The organism is Streptomyces sp. S07_1.15 (assembly GCF_020739505.1).
Taxonomy (GTDB): domain Bacteria; phylum Actinomycetota; class Actinomycetes; order Streptomycetales; family Streptomycetaceae; genus Streptomyces; species Streptomyces xinghaiensis.
In genome coordinates this window covers 4,027,707-4,048,954 of sequence record NZ_JAJBZK010000001.1, presented here as the reverse complement: position 1 = coordinate 4,048,954, position 21,248 = coordinate 4,027,707, and the positions used below count along the sequence as shown (strand labels likewise).

The following is a 21,248-nucleotide window of genomic DNA, read 5'->3' as shown; positions in this document are numbered from 1 at the left end:
GATCGCCGTTACGCGTTGACGCCGATCGTCAGCGTCGCCGCATAGCCCTCGGCCGGCGAGCCACCGAGCGGGGTGAGCGTGAGGAGACCGGAGGCCGAGCCGCCGCCGTCGTAGACGCCGTCGTCGTACAGATGCGTCTCGGGCGTGGTGTTCTCCCGGTACGGGGCGGCCGCCTGGACGCGGTCGTTGGTGTCCGGGTCGAAGTAGAGCTGGCCGGTGTGGACGATCTCGCCACCGGTGTACGAGCCGCCGGCGGGCGTGATGTCCGTGTGCACCCGCAGATGGGCGTGGACGGCGCGGGCGGTGTAGTGGCCGGGCCAGATGGAGACCAGCTCGACCTGGCCGTTCTCGTCGGTCACCGCCCCGCCGCGGCAGAAGGTGCCGTTGTCCTCGCCGGGGTGGCCGTTGCGGCCGACGAAGCCGGAGTACTCCCCGAGGTGGTCGGCGTGCCAGAGCTCGACCAGCGCGTCCGGGAGCGGGGCGCAGCCGGCGGACTGGTCGACGACGGTGAGCAGATAGTGCACCGGGAAGCCCGGCCGGTCCTCGCTGATCTGGTTGCGGATCAGCGCGCTGGGCAGCGCGTAGGGACCCTCGGTGACCTCGGCGGTGAGCGAGCAGACGCCCAGTCCGGAGGCGTCGCCGGCGGAGCCTGCCGCGCCGGCGCCCCCGGAGGACCCGCCCGCCGAGGCCATACCGGCCAGACCGAGACCCGTGGCGGCCGCGGCGGCGGAACCGCCGATGATGACCCGGCGGCGGCTGACCGGGCTCTTGCGCCGGTGTTTGCCCGTGTTCGCCCGCCGGGGGAACGGGAGTTGAGGGTTGTCTGTCATGGGCACGAAAGTAGAGCACACCGTTGAGCGGCCTTCATCGTCCCCCCGACTTGCGGGCAACGGCACTGGTGGACGCCCGTCTCCGCGGGCTCCGCTCCACGGCACCGGCACCGGCACCTGCTCCGGTGTCTGTTCTTGCTCCGGCTCCGGCCAGCCGGCCGTTCGGAGGCGAGGTGCGGGGCGGGATGACCGTCCGCCCCGGCGGTCCGGGGTGGCGGCCTTCGTCTCACGGGCGGCCGGGGCACGCCGAAGGCGGGGCACCGGCGCGGACGGCTGACGGCCGACGGGCCGACGGGCCGACGCGAAGGGCGGCGCCCGGGATCCCAGCGGTCACCGGCGGCCGGGACGGCGCGGTGGGCGCGCGAGGGACCGATGCGGGACGCCCGGGGCGGCGCAAGGCGGGGTGCCGGGCGGGCGCGGAAGCCGGAGCACGACGCGGTGCGCGGTGCGCTCGGAGCAGCGGCGCCCGCCAACCGTCCGGGACGACGCAGGCGGCGCCGAGCGGGGCGACGGTGTTCACCCGCATCACCGGCGGCCCCGGACCCGGGCCGCAGACCGCCCGCCCGCCGCTGCGGTGCCGGGCGCTGCGGTGCCCGCCTGCTCGGCATAGAGGGCGCCGGCCAGCAGCGGCACGCCTCCCACGGGGCTCAGCGCATGGGCGCGGAGGTCTGCGTCGAAGGCGGCCAGCGCCTCCCGCCCCGTCCGCGTCGCCGTACCACCCGCGTCGAGGACGGCGCGGGCACCGGACTGGACCCGGCGCAGGCCGTGCGGGCCCGCCTCGTACAGCACGCGGGTGTCCTGCAGGGTGGTCATGACGGTGAGCAGGGCGTCGAGCCGGGCGCAGGACTCGTCCGCGCCGGTGTCCCGGGCGATGCGCAGCGCGTCGAGCGCCCGGCGCACATGCGGCAGGCCCGCCCGTGCCTCCCCTCGCGCGCCAGCCGCCCCGTAGCGCACCGAGACCGCCGACCCCGGGGAGGGGCGGAGAGGCGCGCCCCGGTCGCGGTGAGCCGCGAGGCGTTTGACCACGGCGCCGAGTTCGCCGGGCGCGGCCCCCAGCTCCAGCGCCGACGCCGCCACCAGCAGGCCCAGCACCCAGATCGCCCCGTGGTGCGCCCTGGTGCCGCAGGCGGCGCGCCGCACGGTCCACTCCGTGGAGCGGCCGATGGCGCCCAGTTCTGCGCGGAGTTCCGGAGTGGGTTCACCGGTGCGGCGCGCGGCGGCGGCCATCGCCGTGAGCCCGGGGGCGAGGGCCCGCGCGGCCCAGCGGAGCGCGCCCGGATCCGGAGCGGCGGGGCGGCGAGTGCCGGGGGCCGGGACACCGGGGAGAAGGAGGCCCGGGGCGCGGACGCCGCCGTCCTCAGGGGTCTCCCCGGTGTCGCCGGCATCCCGGGCACCGCGGCCGGCGGGGAGCGCACGGGCATCGCGGTCGGCACGGGTGTCGGCCGCGTCGCGGGCCGGGGGTTCGGACCGCCGGGCCCCGACAGCATCACCCGCACCGTTGCGTACGCCGCGTGCGCCACCGCGTGCGCCGCCGCATGCATCGCCGGTCCGTGGCCCCGGGCCGCCCCGTCCGTCGTGAGTCCGGCTCTCCGCGTGCCGGGCCCCGCCCGCGGGGGCGTCCGGCGTCCCCGTGCCGGGGCTCTGTGCATCGCGGACCCGGACACGGGCCCGGCCCCCGGGCCCCCGGCTCTCTGCGGCACGTGCGCCCGGGTCACCTGGGCAGGCGTCGCGGGGCCCCCGGTCGCGTGTGGCGGCGGCCCGGGCGGCGGAGTGCCGCGCGTCCGGGTCCCGGGGATCGGCGAGTCCCGGTTTCGGGGTCAGCTCCACCACCGCCACGACCGCACGGATCGCCGTCTCCGCAAGCCAGGTGTCGCGGGCGTCGGTGAAGCGGACGCGCCGCCCGCCGCCTCCGCCTGCCGCTCCGCTCGCCGGCAGCGTCATCGCCCCTCCCGCCCTTCCCGCCGTCCACACGGCCGCCTCTCGGCCCGTCCACCCGGGCATCCGGGCTCCCGGGCGTTCCGGGCACCCGACCACCCGTCCCGGCGGACGGCCGCCGGTGACGCGATCTTGGAGGTTGGCGGACGTCCGGGCAACTCCCCTGCCGGAAAGCCCGCTCGACGCTGCTTGACACCGCTTGACCTCAAGCTTGGTCGAGGTCGAAGAGTGGTCCCAGTGAGGCGTGAGGCGGCTGAGTCTCCGCCCCACCGCCGACCGTTCACCTCGCACACCCGGGAGTGCCCATGCTCGCGATCCGTCAGTACGCCTTCGGGCCCGCCGGGAACCTGCTGCCCGAGCAGGTCCCGGATCCCGTCCCCGGCGCCGGAGAGGTCCGTATCGCCGTGGAGGCCGCCGGGGTGCATCTGATCGACACCGCGATCCGCTCCGGCGTACAGGGCGGGCCCTTCCCGCTGCCCCGGCTGCCCATGACGCCGGGGCGCGAGGTGGCGGGCACCGTCGACGCCCTGGGCGAGGGAACGGACCCGGCCCTGCTCGGCCGCCGGGTCGTCGCCCATCTCGGGCAGGCGTCGGGCGGTTACGCCGAGCTGGCCGTGGCCCCCGCCACGGCACTGCACACGGTCCCGGACGGGCTGACCGCCGAACAGGCCGTCGCCATGATCGGTACGGGCCGTACGGCCATGGGCGTGCTGGAGACGGCCGCGCCGACGGCCGCCGACACCGTGCTGGTCACCGGCGCCGCAGGCGGCCTCGGCACCCTGCTGGTCCAGGCGGCGCACCGGCGGGGCGCCACCGTGGCCGGTGTCGCGGGCGGCGCCGCCAAGGCCGACGCGGTGCTCACCAACGGCGCCGACGCCGCCGCCGACCACACCGTCCCCGGCTGGCCGGAGCGGCTGCGGAAGGAGCTCGGCGGCCGCGAGGTGACGCTCGTCCTCGCGGGCACCGGCGGCGAAGTCGCCCGCGCCGCCTTCGAGTTGCTGGCACCCGGCGGCCGGCAGTTCGTGTACGGCTGGATGCCGGACGACCCGCTGTACCCCACGCCCGGGGAACTGGCCGCGCGCGGCGTCACCTCCGAGGCCGCCGTCGGGCCGCGGCTGCTGAACCGGCCCGGCGGGCTGCGCCCGCTGGAGACCGCCGCGCTGGAGGCGGCCGCGGCCGGGCATCTCGTCCCGGCCGTCCAGCTCTTCCCGCTCGCCGAGGCCGCCGCCGCCCACCGGGCGCTGGAGAACCGGGCCACGCTGGGAAAGGTCGTCCTGGTCCCGGACACCGGACGGGCAGGCCGCCGCCCCCGCACCGGCTGACGGACGCGGGGCAGGGGCACCGGACGGGACGGCACGGAGCCGGGACGGGACGGGACGCCGGACCACCGGAACGCCCCGACGCCCTGGTCTACCCGACCGCTTCGGCCGCCGCGGCCGGCCCCGCCGCCTGCGCCGGCTGCGACACCTGAGCCGCCTGAGCGGCCTGAGCGGCCTGAGCGGCCCGAGGCACGGCCAGACGGTCCAGGGCGTCGCCGGTCAGGCGGTAGCCCGTCCACTCGCGCATCGGCACCGCGCCCAGCGCCTCATAGAAGTCGATCGACGGCGTGTTCCAGTTGAGGACGGACCACTCCAGGCGGCCGTAGCCGCGCTCGGCGCAGATCCGGGCGAGTTCGGCGAGCAGGGCCTTGCCGTGGCCCCGGCCGCGCGCCTCCGGGCGGACGTACAGGTCTTCGAGGTGGATGCCGTGCACCCCCTGCCAGGTGGAGAAGTTGAGAAACCAGAGCGCGAAACCCTCCACCACGCCGTCCGTCTCCGCGATGTGCGCGTAGGCGGCGGGGCGGTCGCCGAAGAGCGCGCGGCGTATGTGCTCCTCGGTGGCCCGCACCTCGTGCTCCGCCTTCTCGTAGACGGCCAGCTCACGGATCATGGCGACGATGGCCGGGACGTCGCCGGCCGTGGCGGTACGAATCATGTGACCAACTTACGGGCCCGCCCGGCGGGTCACCGGGCCGTCACCGTTCGTCGCCGGGGGCAGCCTTCCGCGGCTCTCCGTAGCCCTCCCGGGAGTCGAACATCCGGCGGAGCGCGGCCTCAGGGGAAAGGTCCGGCCGCCGGAGTGAACCCACGAGCCTTCCACCGCGTCCCCCTCTCCGTGACTTCTCCCCGGGAGGACGCCGTCAGCCGGCGAACCGACGCGAGCAACGCGCAGCCCGAGACGGCGGCCGGAAGAACGGCCGGTGCGGCGGGCTCCGGCCGGGTCCTGCCGGAACAGCGCTCGGCACCGGCTGCGTTACCGCGGCCGCCCGCCCCGGGGCCCGGGTCACCGGGCCCCGCGTCACCCCTCCCGCCCGGCAGCGACACCACTGGCACGGTCGCCACCGCCACCGCCACCGCAGTCGCCGCCACCGCCACTACCCCCCGCGGCCCGGCCCGCAGCCTCCGCGTCCGCTCGGCTGCCGTTCTGGCGCCCGCCGCCGTGGCCCTGCTGCTCGGCCTCTGGGGCATCCGCCGGGAGAACAGCATGTGGCGGGACGAGTCGGTGACGTACCAGGTCGCCCACCGCGAACTCCAGGACATCTGGCGCCTGTTGAGCGAGGTGGACGCCGTCCACGGCCTGTACTACCTGCTGATGAAGGCCGTGTTCACCGTCTGGGACGGCGGGCTCGTCGCGCTGCGCCTGCCGTCCGTGCTGGCGACGGCCCTCGCCGCCGCCGGTGTCGCCGCGATCGCCCTCCGGCTCGCCGGGGCGCGGGCCGCGGTGTTCTCCGGGACCGTCTTCGCCGTCGTCCCGATGGTGCAGCACTACGCGCAGGAGGGCCGCTCCTACGCCCTGGTCTGCGCCGCCGTCACCTGGGCCTGCTATCTGCTGCTCCGGGGTGTGGAGGGTGGCGGTGCCCGGATCTGGACGGCCTACGCGGGGGTGTTGCTCGTCGCCTGCTGGCTGCACGAGTTCGCGATCCTGGTCCTGGCCGCCCACGGTGTGACGCTGCTCCGTTCCGCCGCGGGACCCGCCACGCGCCGGGCATGGCTGACCGCCTCCGGACGCGTCGGCGCGGGGGTCCTGCCGCTGGCCCTGGTGAGCGCCGGTCAGGCGGAGCGGCAACTCGGCTGGCTCGGCCGGCCGGAACTCGGCGCGTGGCTGCTCTTCTTCGCCGTGTCCGCGGCTGGCTGGGCGTGCGCGCGGGCGCTGCCGGTGCTGCCCGAGGTGCGGCAGGGGCAGCCGGAGCAGCGGGAAGGGGGACGGCGACGGGAACAGCCGGGCCGGCCAGGGCAGCCGGAGCGACCGGAGCTTCCGGACCGGACCTCCCCGCCCCCGGGCCCCGCCGTCGGCGCGGCCGCCCTGGCGCTGCCGCTTCTCGTCGTCCCGGCCGGCCTGCTGATGACGGTCTCCCTGGTCAAGCCCTGGTACGTCGACCGATACGTCCTCTACGGCATGACAGGCCTCGCCCTCCTCCTCGGCATCTGTCTGGCCCGCGTCACGGAGCCGGTGCTCCTGCGGCGGCTTCTGCCCCGGCGCCCGGCCCGGATCGCGGCCGTGTGCGGCTGCGCGGCGGGGCTGCTCGCCGTCCTGCTCCCGTGGTCGCTCCTCGTCCGTTCCCCGGAGAGCCGCAAGGACGACGTGGTCGCGGTGGCGGACGCCGTACGGGAGGTGGCGGCCCCCGGCGACGCCGTGCTGTTCATGCCCTCCCGCCGCCGGGAATGGCTGCTCTCCTTCCCCGAGGTGCGTGCCGGTGTGAAGGACCTGGCGCTGCGGCAGGGCCCGGCGGCCTCCGCGACCCTTCAGGGCACGGAGCTCCCGGCGGACGAGATCCGCCGCCGCGTCCTGGCCGCGGACCGCGTCATCGCCGTCACCGACCCGGAGGGGCAGCCGCTCGACGCGTTCCGGGGCGAGGCCGTCAAGCGCGAGACGCTGGACGCCCGCTTCAGCCGCTGCGAGCCGGTCCGGGTGCACGGCGCGCAGGTGGTCGTCCACGTCCGCTCGGGCAGCTGCGAGGCACCGGACTGACCGGACCGCCCCGCACCGCCCCGACCCGACCCGACCCGCGCGGACCGTGGCCGGGCGAGGGGACGGAACGAGGCGGGTGCCGCCCGCCGAGGACTCGGCCGAGGTGTTCCACGTCACTGACGCGTGACGCGCAGCAGGGGTCCGCGGTATCCAGCTGAGGAACGCAGCCGCGTTCTCGTCGCAAGCGGAACCCGCTCACCCGCCGGCCGGGTTCGGCCGGCAGCCGCCAAAGGTACGGGACGACCGGCGACGACCGGCCGCCCGGAGGAGGGTCGTCATGCCGCAACCACCGCCGGGCCGCCGCAGGGTCATCACCCGGAGCGAAGTCGTGCGGGGCGCCTGCCGGTACTTCCTCCGGCACGGCACCGTGGACATGGACGCACTGGCGCCCGCGCTCGCCGTGAGCCGGGCGACCCTGTACCGGGTGGCGGGCAGCAGGGACGCACTCCTGGGCGACGTGCTCTGGCAGCTGGCCGACGATCTGCTGACGCGGGCGCGCCGGCGCCGGACCAGCGCCGGGGTGGACGGCGTACTCGAGGTCACCCGCCGCTTCACGGACGGGCTGCGCGGGGCCGCGCCTTTCCAGCACTTCCTCCGCACCGATCCGGAGACGGCGACGCGCCTGCTGACCTCGGGTGTGGTGCATCGGCGGGCCGTCCGGGCGCAACGGGCCATCCTGCTGGAAGCGGGCGGCGTCAGTCCTCCCGGCTCCCCGGCCGATCTCGCCGAGCTGGACGAACTGGCCTATCTCTACGTCCGGGTCGTGGAGTCCGCCCTGTACTCCGAGCTGCTGAGCAGACGCCCGCCGGACTTCGCCCGCGCGGAGCGCGCGGCCCGCGCGGTCCTCCTGCATGGCCGCTGACGGCGATGCCGGCCGACACCGGGAGCGGAGCGCACCCGCGGCTGCTGAAACCCGTCTTCGCACAGCTGAGACGGCCGTCTCGGAAGCGCCGCCGGGTCTGGTGCGCTCGCCCCGGCGGCCGTAGGAAGGTCCGGTCCCGCTCGGCCCGCCGGTCCGCACCACCCCCACCGGCGGCAGCGGCGGCGCGGCGGCCTGCCGCCCGGTCGGCCTGTCTGTCTGCCTGCCTGCCTGCTCCGAACCGAAACACACGCAGGCCGGGAGGTACCCCGGGCGCGGGGGCGCACGCCGGCCGGCATCGCCGCAGCGGGAGGTAAGCGGCCCGACATCGCCCGGCCGACGCGTCGACGGGCAGTGGCGGTCACTGTCCCCGGACGCCGGCTCCGGCTCCGGGCAGAAGACTTCGGAGGTGATCACGGTGCGTTTCGTCCCGTCCCGATCAGCGAGGGCCTTACGGCCGGCCGCTCTTGCGGCCTTGTGCGCGACGCTCATGGTCCCGGCGTCCCCGGTGGGTGCGGCGGAGAGACCGGCCAGACCGGAATCCGCCGGGGCGGGGGCAGCAGCGGCGCCGGCGACAGGGCCGCAGACGGTAGAAGCGGTCCGGGCGGCACGAGCGGAGCGGACGACCGGCGCCGCGAAGACGACGACACGGCGAACGAACACCCGGACGGTCCCGGTGGTCTTCGTCCACGGCCACGAGGGCTCGGCACAGCAGTGGCAGTCCCAGGCCAAGCGGTTCTCGAGCAACGGCTACCCGGACCGTCTGCTGTACGCCTTCGAGTACAACACCCGCGTCCCGACCGACGACCACGCGGTCGCGGGGCTGGAGGAGTTCATCGACGGCGTCCGGTCCCGGACCGGGGCGCCCCGGGTCGACGTCGTCGCGCACTCGCGCGGAACCCGCGTGCTGCACCGGTACCTCTCCGTCCCCGAACGGGCGGCCGAGGTGCGCAAGTACGTGAATCTGGACGGCACCTCCAGCGCGGAAGAGCCCGGTGGCGTGCCCACCCTGGCGATCTGGGGCAGTGCCCAGCCGAACGGATCGATCGGCGGCGCCGTCAACGTCCACACGACGGACCAGGGGCACACGGAGACCGCGACGTCCGCCCGCAGCTTCGCCCACATCCACACGTTTCTCCGCGGCCGGGCACCGGCTACGGAGAAGGTGCTGCCCGAGCCTCCCGGACACGTGGAGATCGCGGGACGGGTCGTGCACTTCCCGCTCAACAGCGGGCTCGCGGGCCGCCTCGAGGTGTGGCGGCTGGACCCCGCCACCGGTGCCCGGGCGGACCGCCGTCCGCGGCACGTCGTACGGACCGGCACGGACGGTGCCTTCGGCCCACTCGACGTCAACGGACGCCACACCTACGAACTGGTGCTCGTCCGCCCCGGTGAGCGCGTGAACCACTTCTACCCCGAGCCCTTCGAACGCAGTGACCGCTTCGTGCGGCTCCTCGTCTCCGCGCCGGGCGGTGTGGCGGACCGGGCCGACGCCTGCCCGGGACACACGTCCGTCACCGTCGTCCGCAACCGGGAGTGGTGGGCGGACACCGCCGCCGCCGACACCGACCGGCTCGCACTGAACGGCGTCCAGGTGCTCAACCCGGCGGTGTCCCCCGCCTTCCGCCAGATCCTGGCCGTCTTCGCGTTCGACCGGGACTGCGACGGGGTCTCGCACACGGAGGCGCCACTGCCCCCGTTCGACAGGATTCCGTTCCTGACGGCCACGGACCTCCACCTCCCGGCCTCCCCGGCGGCCGACGGCACGATCACCGTCACCCAGACCATGCGCGGGACCGGCGGCGAGAGGCGCACACTCGCCGTCCGCAATTGGCCGTCGGACAGCGACACGGTGTCGGTCCTCTTCAAGGACTACGCCGACACCGCGTTCGGCAGAACCCGCTGACCGATGAGGCCCACCGGCCACCCACTCGGCAGCACCGCCGGACCGCCCGCGGGCCCCTGCGCGACCTTCCGCCCAGGGGCCCGCGGGCCGGGCGCCCGGCTCAGCGGAAGCCTACGGGCGCCCTGAGGCCGGTGGAGTCTCACGTGGGCTTGACACGATCGTCGCGGGCCGGTCAGCGCATCACCGCTGATGCTTGCGTCACCACTGTTGCCTGCGCCTGCGCGCTTCCCGGCGGTCCCGGGCCTGCTCGTTGTCGGCCTTGATGGTCTGGATCTCTCTCCAGACACGGAGAGCGAAGCAACAAGCAAGTATGGCGACGCACAGACAGCCGATCACCAACGAAACGACTGAAGTCGTGTCGCGAAGGGCCACCCACGCCTCGATGCCCAGAAAGATGACTCCGAACTGGGCAAACCGCCGCTTCACGGGACTCCTCCAGGGTCAGTCTCCCGTCGGGCCAGGCACCGCCGCAGAGGACCAGCCCCGGCCCCGTGCAGGACGAGACCTTGGCTTTCCGCAGGTGTGATCCGGCCAGGGTGCACGACGCGCAGGTCGTCGTCCACGTGCGCTCGGGCGGCTGCGGCGCTGCGGACTGAGCGACTCCCGACCGGTCCGGAGAGGAACGGACGGTCGCGCCGGGCAGTGGGCGCACCTACTGCTGCGCGAGGAGCACGGCACCGGTGATGGCGCATACGGTGCCCACGATCGCGAAGAACCACCCCACGAGCTTGGTGACAATACGTCTGTTCTTGCGCGCTTCCGCGCTCGGCGGGTCACCGAGACCGTAGGCGCTGTGGAAATCCTTGTGCATCTGATCGCCCCAGGCTGCCGCCGCCTCGGCATACCCGGTCCTCTTGAGCGCCGAGAACCATCCCACCAGACCCGCTCCCGTACCCCAGAGCAGCAGGAAGACGGCTTCGCCTTGGGGTGACATGGCCCGGCCGGCCAGATGCGCGAGCACGTGCACAGCGGTTCCCCCCTCGTCATGACCGATGGGCGCGCACCGTACCGCAGCGCAGGATCGATCGGGGCTGACCGCCCGGTTGATGCCACCTGTGGATGTCAAACGCCCCGGACGATCAACCGTCCGGGGCATTCCCGCTGTTCAGGGCTGGAGCCGACTGTCGGGTTCGAACCGACGACCTTCGCTTTACAAGAGCATCAAGGGCGACTGATCTACCAGCGCTAACCGCCTCACAGGCCGGTGACCAGCGGATTTGGCATCTCGCCACATCCTCAGCTATCCCGGCCTCTCCCGTTCTCATGTGTACGGCATGTGTACGAGAACGGGGCGGCCCCGGAAGGTGCGCGAACACCTCACCGGGGCCTGCGGCCGGACCCTTCCAAGACAAGGAGTCCGAACCGTGCGCAACACCGTACCCGGCCCTCACCGGCCCGCCGACCAGCCCCTCAGGCTTCCGGCCACCCTCGCCGACCGCGTCCTCGACACCATCCCCCTGCAGCGCACCGCCTGCCCCGACGGGCGCCCCTGGTGCACCGGCGAGCCGCGCGACCACTCCGACCCGCGCGAGCACATCCACCAGAGCCCCGAACTGTCGATGACCGGCTCATACGGCACCGGGCTCGCCGCGTTCTGCATCGCCCAGCACGACGACGACCGGCCCGAGCTGGCGTTCGCCGGCCGCGGTGACTGGCCCGACCTCGACCTCGACCAGGTCGACGAGCTCATCGCCGACATGGCCGAGCACCTGCGGCGGCTGCGGGCCGCCCGCGCCGCGCTGGCCGCGCTGCTGGGACAGGGCCGGTGACCGCCCGGGAGCAGGCGGCCGCCGAGCTGGAGGCCGCCCGCCAGCAGGCCGCCGCCGACCTGGCCGCCGCCGAGGCCGCTCTCGCCGCGCAGCGCGAGACCGCCGCCCGGCTGGCCGCACTCCACAAGGAGGCACAGCAGTGAACGCCCTGCGCCGCGCAGTCCTGGCCACCCGTCACGTCCTGGCCGAACCCGTGCTGATCCTCGCCGCCCTGGCCGTCGCCGTCGTCGCCCTACTGGCCGGCCAGTGGTGGACCGCGGCCGCCGCCCTGGCGGTGGCCGTCACCGGATGGGCCAGCGCTACCCGGCCCATGGCCGGGGCCCCGGACAACTGCCCGCTGTGCGCCGACGAGGAGGACGGCCGATGAAGCGCGTAACGCCGCACTCCGCCCTCGCCGCCGGCGCGGCCGTCGTCACGGTCGCGCTCACCGCCGCCGCGTTCTGGCTCTCCTACGAGCACCTGCACGACGTCGCCGCGGCCCACGGTCTCGGGCACGCCCCGGAACGAGCGTGGGCGTGGCCGGCCACCGTGGACCTGTTCATCGTCGCCGGAGAGCTGCTGATCCTCCGGGCGTCGCTGCGCGGCACCGTCGACCGGTGGGCAATCGCCCTGGCCGCCACCGGGTCACTCGGCTCGATCGCCCTCAACGTCGCCGGAGTCGGGCAGCACGCACACCCGCTCGACTACGTCGTCGCCGCTGTCCCGCCGGTCGCCGCGCTGCTGGCGTTCGGCGCCCTCATGAGGCAGGTGCACGACGCCCTGTCGCCGAGGGTCGTCACCGGGCCCGACGAGCCGGTCGAGGTGACGTTGGAGGTGACGCCTGAGCCCCGGCGGGAGCTCGCGCCGGCAGCAGCGGAACCGCTGGTCATCTGTGGTGGACGCGAGACGTTCACCCCGGCCGTTCCGCCCCGGGAGGTGGACGCCGAGGTGGACACCCCGACGGACCGGCTCCCGGCCGACGAGGCGATGAACCGCATCCGCGCGGCGTGGGTGGTGGGCAAGTCCGTCACCGAGGCGGCCGAGCTGTCCACCCGGTCCCGGTCCTACGTGCACAAGGTGTACGGCCGGCTCGATGAGGAGCGGCAGGAGCGCCGGGACAGGGACCGCGCCGAGGACGACGCCTGGATGCAGCAGCTCAACGCCGACCGGGCCGGGGCGGTGGCGTCATGAGCGGGCACGTCCACCACGCCGGATGCGGCTGCTACTCGCCCGACAACCTGCCGGTGCACCACCCGCAGCCGCTCCCCGAGCACCAGCCGGTGCCGCAGGTCGTCCACGTCCACCAGGCGCCGCCGGACCGCACCGTTCAGCGGGTCGCGCTCGGCGCCGGCATCGGCGCCGGGGCGGTCGCGGCCGGGGTGTACTTCGGCCCGCTCCTGGTGGCCGCCATGACGTCCATGGCGATCAGCCTCGCCGTCGTCGCCCTGGTGGTCGGCGTCGTCGGCTGGACGGTCGTCTCCGTCGTCCGCGCGGTGGGCGGGCCGGAGGGCACGCAGGCCGCGAAGAACCTCAAGCGCCGGAAGGGCTGACCGGCTGCCTGTCCTCGCCCGACCACGACGGCCGGGCGGGGGCGGGGATCCGGGACAGCCCCGGCCCACAATCCGAGAGGAGCCCGTCATGGGCCTGCGCAAGAAGACCTACAACATCGACGACCTGCCCGCCGACAAGGCCACGTGGGAGTCCCGCATCAGCCACCGCGCCGAGGTCCTCAACGAAGCCCGCGAAGACGGCGACCAGACGTGGGTGGCCCGCGCCGAACAGCGGCTCGACTCCGCCCTCGACGGCTACAACCGGGACGCCCGCTGATGGCCGCCGTCACGATCGTCAGCTTCGGCTACCTCCACGCCGAACCCCCGGCCGCGCACCTGGTGCTCGACCTGCGCCACCACTTCCGCGACCCGCACGTCGACCCCGCCTTGCGCCAGCAGACGGCCGCCGACCGGGCCGTGCGGGACGTGGTGATGGGCACGGCCGGGGTGCTGGAGCTGACCGAGGCCGCCGCCGCGGCGGTCCGCGCCTACCAGGCCGGGCCCACCGCCGGGCCCGTCACGGTCGCCGTCGGCTGCGCGGGTGGCCGGCACCGCGCCCCCACCGTCGCCCTGGCCCTGGCCACGCTGCTCCGCGACGACGACCAGGACGTCGACCTCCACCACCGGGACCTGTCCCGGCCCGTCATCAACCGCTGAACCGAACCGAGAGGACACCACCATGGACCGCCACCAACTGCCCACCGGCGCCGACCTGGACAACATGACCGGCAAGGACCTGCGCAACCTCACGGCCGCCGACTTCCGGGCGAAGGCCGCCGCGCTGCTGCTCAAGGCCGAGCGCTCCGCGGAGAGCTACCGCCGTGACGAGCTGGTGCGCGCCGCCGACGTCTGGGCCCGGCTCGCCACCGCCCCCCAGGAGCGCTGACCGATGCCGCTGCCCGAACGCACCTACACCCCGGCCGAGCGACGGCGCCGCGCCGTGCTGCTGGCCCGCACAGCCAAGCAGGCCGTAGCCGACGCCGTATGCCCGCGGCTCGACCGGGAGATCGAGCGGATCGACGCCGCGGCCGAGGAGCGGGCCGCCCGGGAGCGCTCCGCCCTGGCCCGCGAGCTGGAGGCCGCGAAAGAGGAGCTGGCCGCCGCCCGCGTCAAGGAACGGTGCGCCGCCCGGTCGGACCGGCCCGCGGCCAAGACCGCCCGCAAGCAGGCCGAGGACCGGCTGCGCCGCGCCGAGCGAGCCGCCCGCAGGTAGAGACCCCCGGGGCGGGCGCACGGCCTGCCAGCACTGCCGCCCGCCCCGGGCCCCCGGCACCCGCTACGAGCACCAGGAGAGACCAGCATGACCGACACCACCCTGACCCCGCCGCAGCACATCAACGGCACCGCGGCCGCCGACCCGCCGACCGTGCCCCTCACCAAGCCCGCACCGCCGGCGCCCGTCGACGTCGACGAGCACCAGGAGCCGCCGCGGCTCGTCGACGACCCGGAGCTGCCCGCGCCCGGCGTCCACACCGAGAAGCGCCGGCCCATCGTGCCCGCGTGGCTGCGCTCCCGACCGGAGTTCGTGGCCACCGCCGGGCACGCCACCTCCCGGGCCGGGTACGCCGCGGCGTTCCACGGGCTGCGGCTGCCCTGGTACACGCTGCGGCTCGGCGCGATGGCACCGCGCGGCACCGCCCGCTTCATCACGAGCACGGGCCGGTGGGTGTGGGACCAGGAGGCCGCGCCGCTGCGCGCGGCCGCCGTCCGCGCCGAGGACGTCGAGGAGTACATGCGCTTGGCCAAGCTGCGCGGGGACCGGGTGCGGCTGCGCGGCCTGGCCGTCGCCGCGGCCGCCGTGTTCGGGCCCGTCCTGGCCGCCGCCGTGTACGTCCTCGCCCCCGGCCTGCTGTACGCCGCAGCCGGCGCCGCCGTCCTCGCCCTCGGTTGGGCCGGCCAGTCCCAAGACGCGCCGGTCGTCGGCCCGGCCGTGCTCCGGACCGAAGTGGAGAAACTGACCAGTCACATCGTGCTGCGCGGCCTGGACGCCATCGGCAACCCGAAGATCTCGGCCGCCATCAAGCGCGGCGGGGACACCGGGCTGCGGTTCGTCTCCCCCATCACCCGCGACGGGCCCGGCTACCGCGCCGACCTCGACCTGCCGTACGGCGTCACGCCCGACGACATCATGGAGGCCCGCAAGCCGCTCGCGAGTGGTCTGCGGCGCAAGGTCGGCTGCGTGTGGCCGTCGCCCGACGCCACCGAGCACGAAGGCCGGCTGATCCTGTGGGTCGGCGACAAGCCCATGAACGAGACGACGAAGCCCGCATGGCCGCTGCTGCGGGAAGGGCAAGTGGACCTGTTCAAGCCGGTCGTGTTCGGCAACGACCAGCGCATGAGGGACATGACCGTCACGTTGATGTTCGCCGCCATCGTCATCGGCTCCATCCCCCGCATGGGCAAGACGTTCCTGCTGCGGCTCCTGCTGCTCATCGCCGCACTCGACCCGCGGGCCACCCTGTACGCCTTCGACCTCAAGGGGACCGGCGACCTCGGCGCCCTCGAAACGGTCTGCCACCGCTACCGGGCCGGGGAGGACGACGAAGACGTCGCGTACATCCTGCAGGCCCTGCGGGAGCTCAAAGAGGAACTGCGCCGCCGGGCGAAGGTCATCAAGTCCCTGCCGCGCTCGCGCTGCCCCGAGTCCAAGGTGACCCCGGCCCTGGCCAGCGACAAGGCTCTCGGACTGCACCCGGTCGTCGTCGGCATCGACGAGTGTCAGATGCTGTTCGAGCACGAGAAGTACGGCGCCGAGATCGAGTCCATCTGTACGGACATCACCAAGCGCGGCCCGGCACTCGGGATCGTCGGCATCTTCGCCACGCAGCGCCCCGACGCCAAGTCGCTTCCGCCCGGGATCTCCGCGAACGCCGTGTTGAGGTTCTGCCTCAAGGTGATGGGACACACCGCCAACGACATGGTCCTTGGCACCGGCGCCTACAAGGCCGGCATCCGGGCGACCATGTTCAGCCGGTCCGACCTCGGCATCTGCTGGATGGCCGGCGAAGGCGACGACCCCCGGATCGTCGCCTCGGCATTCGTCGACGCCCCGGCCGCCGAGAAGGTCGTCGCCCGGGCCCGCAAGCTGCGCGAGAAGTACGGCAACCTCACCGGCCACGCCATCGGCCAAGAGCCCGACGCCACCGCCGGGACGGACGTCCTCGCCGACGTCCTGGCCGTCCTCGCCCCCGACGAAGAGCGGGTCTGGTGCGAGCGCATCGCCGCCCGCCTCGCCGAGCTGCGCCCGGAGACCTACCCCGGGTGGAAGGCCGAACAGGTGACCGCCGCCCTCAAGCCCTGGGGCATCAAGAGCGGCCAGGTCTGGGGCACCGACGACGAGGGCCAGGGCGCCAACCGGCGCGGCATCACCCGGGCCGACGTCACCGCCGCCATCACCCGCCGTCACGCCGACCGGGCCGCGAGCTGACCCGAGCACAGCCGCTAGACCTAGCACCCCGCGCCGCTAGACCTAGCAACCCCGCTAGCGCCCGAACCCCGGCCCTGACCAGTGATCTAGTCCCTAGCGCCCCACCAGCACGAACACCCAGAACACCGCCCAGACAGGGAGTTGAGACCCGATGATCCTCGCTATGATCTCCGCCGCACTCTGGCTCGTCGCCTACACAGCGTTGTGCATGAGCCAGCCGTTCACCCCCGCCGGGAAACCGCGGCTCGGCCGCCGCCTGCTGAACTGGTGGCGCCGCAACCGAGACGCCGGCACCCGCTGACACACCCTCGCCACACACCACGACGGCCCCGCCTGGAACCACCAGGCCGGGGCCGTCGTCGTCTGCCCGGACGGGGTGGGGGCGGACTCCCGGGGGTGCTCATCTGAGCCCCGGGAGGAGCTGTGGGCGTCTGTCTGTACGGGTCTGGGGGACCGGCCGCCCGTGCCCCCATGCCGCCGTCCGGCCGCCCCGTGGCCGCCCGTTCACCGGTCGTCGAGAGTGATTCGATGCCGTATCCGGCAGGCGGGCACAGAGCGCGTCGGCGTGTCGCCGGACGGTCCGAGGCCGTAGGCGGCCGTCTGCGCGGTTGGGGGTCTGCGGCAGTCCAGCGGGCCGGTGTTCGGCCGTGCTACCGGCCGCCGGGGGCCGTGACGGGACCGGTGCGGCAGGATCTCCGAGTTTCATACAGGCAGGCAGCCGCAGCACCTTCCGGTGCTCAGATGTGCACCCCGGGGAGTCGGGTGCCTGCCACCCCTTGGGCAGCAGAGCGCCCCGCCGGCCGGGTGGCTGGCGGGGCGCTCGGTAGGCGCTGGACGGTCAGTGCGCGACACGGGGTGCGCTCGCGTCCATGGCTCCCGGTCAGCCTGCGGCCGCCGGGTGGCTTTGACGCCTGGTCTGTCAGGCCGCGGGCGGCCCGTCGAACGGGTCGACGGCCCGGCGGCGGCCGCTGGTCACCTGCCGGTCGTCGAGCGGGGAGCGGAGCGGCTCGGCGTCGTCGGCCTCCCACTTGTCGAGCTGGGCTCGGGCGGCGCGGCCGCGCTCGCCACCGCGGCCGGCCAGATAGGCGAGCTGGGCCCGGTTGCCGCGGGTGTCCTTCATCGCGGCGAACTCGTCGGCGGCGGTGTCGCTGTGCAGCGGGCCGATGAGCTCGCGGTACAGGGCCTTGCTGTCGACGGGGCGCCGGCGCTTGTGGTCGGTCATCTCTGTCACCTTCCTACTTGGCGGCCGCGGTGTCGGCCGGGGTCACGGGCTGGAACTCGGTCCACTCGGAACCGTCGCCGCCCCGGTAGTGCACGGGCCGCTTGAGGGGTTCGCCGGTCTTCTCCGCAGGCTCCCCGCCGCGCGCCACGGCGTCGGCGAGCTGGTCGGCGTATGCCTTGCGCAGCTCGCCGAGGGTGGGCACCCACAGCTGCACCTGCGGGGTGTTGAGCACCCACATGAACCACTCGCGGTCGTGCCGCACCCGGAACGGCTTCGCCGGGTTGGCCACGGGCCACGGGGGACGCACCGGGGCGCCGCCGCGGCGGGGGGTCCACTCGGGCCACAGCTGCGTCACGTTGGCGATCTCGGACCAGAGGGAGAACACCGAGCCGAAGTCGAGGTACTTCCCGTCGATGGCGATGTTTTCGCCGGCCGCGTCCCGGGTGAGCTTGTACTGCGCGCCGCGGATGCGGGCGTACCGGTCGACGAGCTGGTTGAAGTTCGACCAGGCGGTGACGGCGTCGGGCCCGCGGTCGATGGCGGTCTGTGCGTCGTGCACGCCGCGGAGCGCGGCCGCCATGGGCCGGGCGGTGTCGATGAGTTCGTCGAGGAGCGGGCGCAGGGCCCGCAGGCCGTTGTCGGCGCCGGCGCGCACCGCCATCTCGCGCTGGTTCTTGAGCCGCTTCTCGGCACCCTGGAGGATCAGGAGCTCGGCCTTGACGAACTCGGTGGTCTGCTGGGCTTCCCACGCTCGGCGGCCGAGGTCGCCGGGGACGGGCTTGCCCGCGGTGACCGCGTCGACGACGTCGGCGACGAGGTCGACGGGCGGTGCGCCGCCGCCGTTGCGGAGGGCGGTGACGCGCTGCCGCAGGGCGTCGTCGGCGGCCTGGATGGCGCGGTATTCGGGGATCGCGTCGTACGCGATGTCGATCGGCTCTCGTTCGGTGGTCATGGTGGTGTCCTTCCTGGGGTCAGGCTGCGTCGTCACAGCCGGGGTGTGTGGTCTGGTCAGGGGTGAGCGGGATCAAGTCGGTGCCGCACACGGTGCATTTGGCCGGCGGGAACAACACGGAGAGTGACCCTCCGTCGACGTCGACCCCATCCGCGCCACCATTCGCGCCATTCGCGCCAGGGTCTGAGGCTTGGCGCGAATGGCGCGACTGTGGCGCGGATGGGGAACCGTCTTCACTCTGCGTAGGCAGAGTCAGGTCGGTCAGACGCCAGACGGCGCCCTTCCCGAACCCGGTTCGTTCGGATACGACGCCCGCCTTCGTCATGGCCCGCTGCAGCGTCCGGGGCGGGATGTCGTCCGCCTGCGCGGCCGCCTTCACGTCCTTCGCGGGCGCCTCTCCGCCCTTGTCCATGAGGTAGCCGCGGAGCCAGTCGGCCGCCTCGTCCCGCTCGCCGCGGTCGTGTTCCTGGCCGGCCGCGAGGATCTCGTCGACCGTGCGCGCGGACTGACCGAGGAACACGAAGCGGCCCACGTGGGCCGCCCCATACTTCGTGTCGACCTGCGCCGAGACGATGTTGTATGAGAGCGACGGCAGGTCGGCGCGGCCAAGGCTGTTCTTCGCCTGCGTCATCACCCGGCACTCGTTGTCGTCGTCCCGGGCGAATCCGAACACGGAACGAGGCACGTTCTTGAACGCCCCCGAGCCGGTGATGAGCGACGCGGGGTCGGTGCTCGCTCCCTTGTTGAAATGCGCGATCCCGAGCAGCACGGCCCCGGTGCGGTCGGCCATCCGGGCGAGCGGGTCCAGCGCGGTCCGCACATCGCGTTCGCGGTGGGTGTCGATGCCCTTGCCGATGCACGACATGAGCGGGTCGAGCACCACCAGGCCGACGTCGTACTCGATGATGGCCTTCTCCATCAGGGAGTTGTCCTGCGGCAGGCTGAGCGTCGTCTCGCCGTACTCCGCCTCGACCGCCTGCACTCGGTACGTCAGGTCCAGCCCGGCCCCGGCGGCCATGAGCCGGGGCACGATCGTCTGTTTCCACGAGTCCTCAACCGCGACGTAGAACACGGCGCGGGGGCGGCCGAAGAACGCCCCGGGCAGGGTGCCGCGAGTGATGTGAGCGGCCATCCACATGCCGAACGAGGACTTGCCAGTGCCCTCCCGCCCGGCCGCGATGGACAGGGCGCCGGCGGGCACCCGGCCCTCGTTCTCGTCGAGCCACGCCCAGACCACGGGTTCGGGTTCGATCTGGGACGCGGGAGTGAGTTCCAGTCGCCGGGCGGGCACCTCCGGTTCGTCGGCCAGCCCGTGCCGAGCTGCGATCTCGTGCGCCTTGTCGGGGTTGTTCACCGGGCGTTCCTCGCGTTGCAGGCCGATTTGATGGCGTGTCGGGCCTCGGCCTCACCAAGCCCGACGTAGGTAGCCGCCTCGAACATGGCGTCCTCCACGGCCCGCAGGTCGAGGCCGCGTTGCCGGGCGTCCTTGAACGCCTTCTGCGCGGCCCAGTACAGGCGCTCGTTCCGGCCCGGACGCTGTCCCTCGCGGGAGTCGAGCACGTACTTCACCAGCCCCGTGAGCGTCGCCGAACGGCGCCTCACGGGAGCGGCGGCCCCGGGCCGCCGTACGGGCCCGGGAGTCGGCGCCGGGCGGCTGGTGAGCGCGTCCAGCAACCAGCCCGGGGCCGGCACCGGCGGCTGCTCGGGATCAACGGGCTCGTAGACGACGCCGGAGGCGTGCACCGAACCAGGGCCGATCACGTAGGCGTTGCCCGCCCGTACGTCGCCGTCGAACTTGCCGCGCAGCGCGCCGAGCCCGAGCCCGAGGGGGGCGTCGCCCGGGGCCCACAGGTAGTCGTGGTAGCCCTTGGCCGTCGTGACGCGCATCGTGGGCAACCACTGCTCGCCGAGCGCGGCCGCGGTGTCCTCGATGGCGTCGGGCCGGTCGGAGTCGATGACGAGCAGCTGCGCGCCGTCGGGCCCGGGGACCTTGCCGACGGGGACCGCGACGTTCCGCAGGCGGCCGTCGAACGCGCGCTGTACCTGCCGCTCGTCGGTGGCGTACGTCGTGCTGAACCTCACGCACGGGTGCTTGCCGCGGTCGATGCACGTCTTCGGGTCGTGCCCCCGGCCGATGCCGGTGCAGTACCGGGTGCCGGGGTGGTCGGCCGGGAAGACGGGGAAGCCGCGGGCAACGAGCCACAGTGCGGCGTCGAGGGTGGTCACGGTCATCACGCCACCGCCCCGGGCAGCAGCTCGACGACGTAGGCCGCGCCGCACGGGGCCGCGCGCCGCATCGTGGCCGGCTTCTTCTGCGGCACGCGGTGAAGGTGCGGCATCCCGCAGCCGGGGCAGGGGTCGACGTGCACCTGCCGGTGCCAGCCGCGGTGTCCGCGGTAGACCTCGATGCGGCCCGGTACCCGTGGCAGGTCCTGCTGTGGCACGATGTGCGGTGACCCGCCCGCCAGGTGGTCGTTTCGCCCTCCGGTCTGTGCCCGCAGCCGGGGGGCTTTTTCGTTCCCAGTGCTCATGCGGCGGCCCCGGTAGTGCGCTCACGCAGCCACGCCTCGACGGCGGCCCGGGTGTACCGAATGCGGCCGCCCCTGCCCGGCGTGAGCTTGATGTACGCAGGCCCGATGCCCTGCCACCGCCAGTTGGCCAACGTCTGCGGAGAGACACCCATCTCAGCGGCAGCCTGCGCCGGAGTGAGCTTCTCGGACTTCATCCGGTCTCCTGTCATGATTTTCGCGATAGAGCTTGCTTCATCGCGGATACCCAGTGATGATGGGACCCTATCCGGGATAGTCCCGG

At 74.1% G+C, this 21,248-nt stretch carries 25 protein-coding genes; 15 read left to right on the top strand and 10 right to left on the bottom strand.

Annotated elements, in window-relative coordinates; all coding sequences use genetic code 11:
* Positions 1-8 precede the first annotated feature (8 nt).
* Both LIX60_RS17570 and LIX60_RS17565 read right to left on the bottom strand, forming a co-directional pair.
* Positions 9-830: an intradiol ring-cleavage dioxygenase gene (locus tag LIX60_RS17570; protein WP_227959289.1), complete on the bottom strand. Its 822-nt coding sequence runs from the start codon at positions 828-830 to the stop codon at positions 9-11.
* Positions 831-1,355: 525 nt separating this feature from the next.
* Positions 1,356-2,057 carry a triphosphoribosyl-dephospho-CoA synthase gene (locus LIX60_RS17565; protein ID WP_374117873.1) on the bottom strand — a complete coding sequence of 234 codons (702 nt, stop codon included), beginning with the start codon at positions 2,055-2,057 and terminating at the stop codon, positions 1,356-1,358.
* A gap of 1,013 nt (positions 2,058-3,070) precedes the next feature.
* On the opposite strand from LIX60_RS17565, the gene LIX60_RS17560 reads away from it, so the two are divergent.
* The gene (locus LIX60_RS17560; RefSeq protein ID WP_227959287.1) at positions 3,071-4,087 is read left to right on the top strand and encodes a zinc-binding dehydrogenase; all 1,017 of its coding nucleotides are present in this window, start codon (positions 3,071-3,073) and stop codon (positions 4,085-4,087) included.
* Between the two features lie 88 nt (positions 4,088-4,175).
* Here the strand turns inward: LIX60_RS17560 and LIX60_RS17555 are convergent, their stop codons facing one another.
* Positions 4,176-4,739, bottom strand: coding sequence for a GNAT family N-acetyltransferase (locus LIX60_RS17555; RefSeq protein ID WP_227959285.1), 564 nt, complete (start codon positions 4,737-4,739; stop codon positions 4,176-4,178).
* A gap of 144 nt (positions 4,740-4,883) precedes the next feature.
* Here LIX60_RS17555 and LIX60_RS17550 point away from each other — a divergent pair, with 144 nt between their 5' ends.
* The 3 genes from LIX60_RS17550 (at position 4,884) to LIX60_RS17540 (ending at position 9,538) form a co-directional block, all read left to right on the top strand.
* Positions 4,884-6,773, top strand: a complete 1,890-nt coding sequence (locus LIX60_RS17550; RefSeq protein ID WP_227959283.1) for a glycosyltransferase family 39 protein — start codon at positions 4,884-4,886, stop codon at positions 6,771-6,773.
* 277 nt (positions 6,774-7,050) lie between these two features.
* Positions 7,051-7,635 carry a QsdR family transcriptional regulator gene (locus LIX60_RS17545; protein ID WP_227959282.1) on the top strand — a complete coding sequence of 195 codons (585 nt, stop codon included), beginning with the start codon at positions 7,051-7,053 and terminating at the stop codon, positions 7,633-7,635.
* 673 nt (positions 7,636-8,308) lie between these two features.
* On the top strand, positions 8,309-9,538 hold the full coding sequence (locus tag LIX60_RS17540) for a hypothetical protein (protein ID WP_308101507.1): 1,230 nt from the start codon (positions 8,309-8,311) through the stop codon (positions 9,536-9,538).
* A gap of 652 nt (positions 9,539-10,190) precedes the next feature.
* Here the strand turns inward: LIX60_RS17540 and LIX60_RS17535 are convergent.
* On the bottom strand, positions 10,191-10,505 hold the full coding sequence (locus LIX60_RS17535; RefSeq protein WP_227959281.1) for a hypothetical protein: 315 nt from the start codon (positions 10,503-10,505) through the stop codon (positions 10,191-10,193).
* 397 nt (positions 10,506-10,902) lie between these two features.
* Here LIX60_RS17535 and LIX60_RS17530 point away from each other — a divergent pair, with 397 nt between their 5' ends.
* From LIX60_RS17530 to LIX60_RS17480, 11 genes are all read left to right on the top strand, one after another.
* Positions 10,903-11,307: a hypothetical protein gene (locus LIX60_RS17530; protein ID WP_227959279.1), complete on the top strand. Its 405-nt coding sequence runs from the start codon at positions 10,903-10,905 to the stop codon at positions 11,305-11,307.
* On the top strand, positions 11,304-11,450 hold the full coding sequence (locus LIX60_RS17525; RefSeq protein WP_227959278.1) for a hypothetical protein: 147 nt from the start codon (positions 11,304-11,306) through the stop codon (positions 11,448-11,450). The genes LIX60_RS17530 and LIX60_RS17525 overlap by 4 nt, the downstream gene beginning before the upstream one ends.
* Complete coding sequence (locus LIX60_RS17520) at positions 11,447-11,674, top strand: hypothetical protein (RefSeq protein ID WP_227959277.1); 228 nt, start codon at positions 11,447-11,449, stop codon at positions 11,672-11,674. Before LIX60_RS17525 ends, LIX60_RS17520 begins: the two co-directional genes overlap by 4 nt.
* A complete protein-coding gene (locus LIX60_RS17515) occupies positions 11,671-12,477 on the top strand; it encodes a DUF2637 domain-containing protein (protein WP_227959276.1) in 807 nt (268 codons plus the stop codon). The genes LIX60_RS17520 and LIX60_RS17515 overlap by 4 nt, the downstream gene beginning before the upstream one ends.
* Entirely contained in the window at positions 12,474-12,836 is a 363-nt protein-coding gene (locus tag LIX60_RS17510; protein WP_227959275.1) for a DUF6251 family protein, read from the top strand. Before LIX60_RS17515 ends, LIX60_RS17510 begins: the two co-directional genes overlap by 4 nt.
* An 88-nt stretch (positions 12,837-12,924) precedes the next feature.
* Positions 12,925-13,113 (top strand): hypothetical protein, encoded by a 189-nt coding sequence (locus LIX60_RS17505; protein ID WP_227959273.1) that lies wholly within the window; start codon positions 12,925-12,927, stop codon positions 13,111-13,113.
* A complete protein-coding gene (locus LIX60_RS17500) occupies positions 13,113-13,493 on the top strand; it encodes an RNase adapter RapZ (RefSeq protein WP_227959271.1) in 381 nt (126 codons plus the stop codon). Before LIX60_RS17505 ends, LIX60_RS17500 begins: the two co-directional genes overlap by 1 nt.
* A gap of 22 nt (positions 13,494-13,515) precedes the next feature.
* Entirely contained in the window at positions 13,516-13,722 is a 207-nt protein-coding gene (locus LIX60_RS17495) for a hypothetical protein (protein ID WP_227959269.1), read from the top strand.
* A gap of 3 nt (positions 13,723-13,725) precedes the next feature.
* On the top strand, positions 13,726-14,049 hold the full coding sequence (locus tag LIX60_RS17490; protein ID WP_227959267.1) for a hypothetical protein: 324 nt from the start codon (positions 13,726-13,728) through the stop codon (positions 14,047-14,049).
* Positions 14,050-14,136: 87 nt separating this feature from the next.
* Positions 14,137-16,263, top strand: coding sequence for an FtsK/SpoIIIE domain-containing protein (locus LIX60_RS17485; RefSeq protein ID WP_227959265.1), 2,127 nt, complete (start codon positions 14,137-14,139; stop codon positions 16,261-16,263).
* 163 nt (positions 16,264-16,426) lie between these two features.
* Positions 16,427-16,564, top strand: coding sequence for a hypothetical protein (locus LIX60_RS17480; protein ID WP_227959263.1), 138 nt, complete (start codon positions 16,427-16,429; stop codon positions 16,562-16,564).
* 618 nt (positions 16,565-17,182) lie between these two features.
* On the opposite strand, the gene LIX60_RS17475 is transcribed toward LIX60_RS17480, so the two are convergent.
* Genes LIX60_RS17475 through LIX60_RS17450 form a run of 6 tightly spaced genes read right to left on the bottom strand, consistent with a single transcriptional unit; the run spans position 17,183 to position 21,162 of the window.
* Positions 17,183-17,485: a hypothetical protein gene (locus tag LIX60_RS17475; RefSeq protein ID WP_227959262.1), complete on the bottom strand. Its 303-nt coding sequence runs from the start codon at positions 17,483-17,485 to the stop codon at positions 17,183-17,185.
* A 13-nt stretch (positions 17,486-17,498) separates the two neighbouring features.
* Positions 17,499-18,437 carry a hypothetical protein gene (locus LIX60_RS17470; protein ID WP_227959259.1) on the bottom strand — a complete coding sequence of 313 codons (939 nt, stop codon included), beginning with the start codon at positions 18,435-18,437 and terminating at the stop codon, positions 17,499-17,501.
* A gap of 19 nt (positions 18,438-18,456) precedes the next feature.
* Positions 18,457-19,791, bottom strand: a complete 1,335-nt coding sequence (locus tag LIX60_RS17465; RefSeq protein WP_227959258.1) for an AAA family ATPase — start codon at positions 19,789-19,791, stop codon at positions 18,457-18,459.
* Positions 19,788-20,669, bottom strand: coding sequence for a bifunctional DNA primase/polymerase (locus LIX60_RS17460; RefSeq protein ID WP_227959257.1), 882 nt, complete (start codon positions 20,667-20,669; stop codon positions 19,788-19,790). The genes LIX60_RS17465 and LIX60_RS17460 overlap by 4 nt, the downstream gene beginning before the upstream one ends.
* A complete protein-coding gene (locus LIX60_RS17455) occupies positions 20,669-20,968 on the bottom strand; it encodes a hypothetical protein (protein ID WP_227959256.1) in 300 nt (99 codons plus the stop codon). The genes LIX60_RS17460 and LIX60_RS17455 overlap by 1 nt, the downstream gene beginning before the upstream one ends.
* Complete coding sequence (locus LIX60_RS17450; RefSeq protein ID WP_227959254.1) at positions 20,965-21,162, bottom strand: helix-turn-helix domain-containing protein; 198 nt, start codon at positions 21,160-21,162, stop codon at positions 20,965-20,967. The genes LIX60_RS17455 and LIX60_RS17450 overlap by 4 nt, the downstream gene beginning before the upstream one ends.
* Positions 21,163-21,248: the final 86 nt, after the last annotated feature.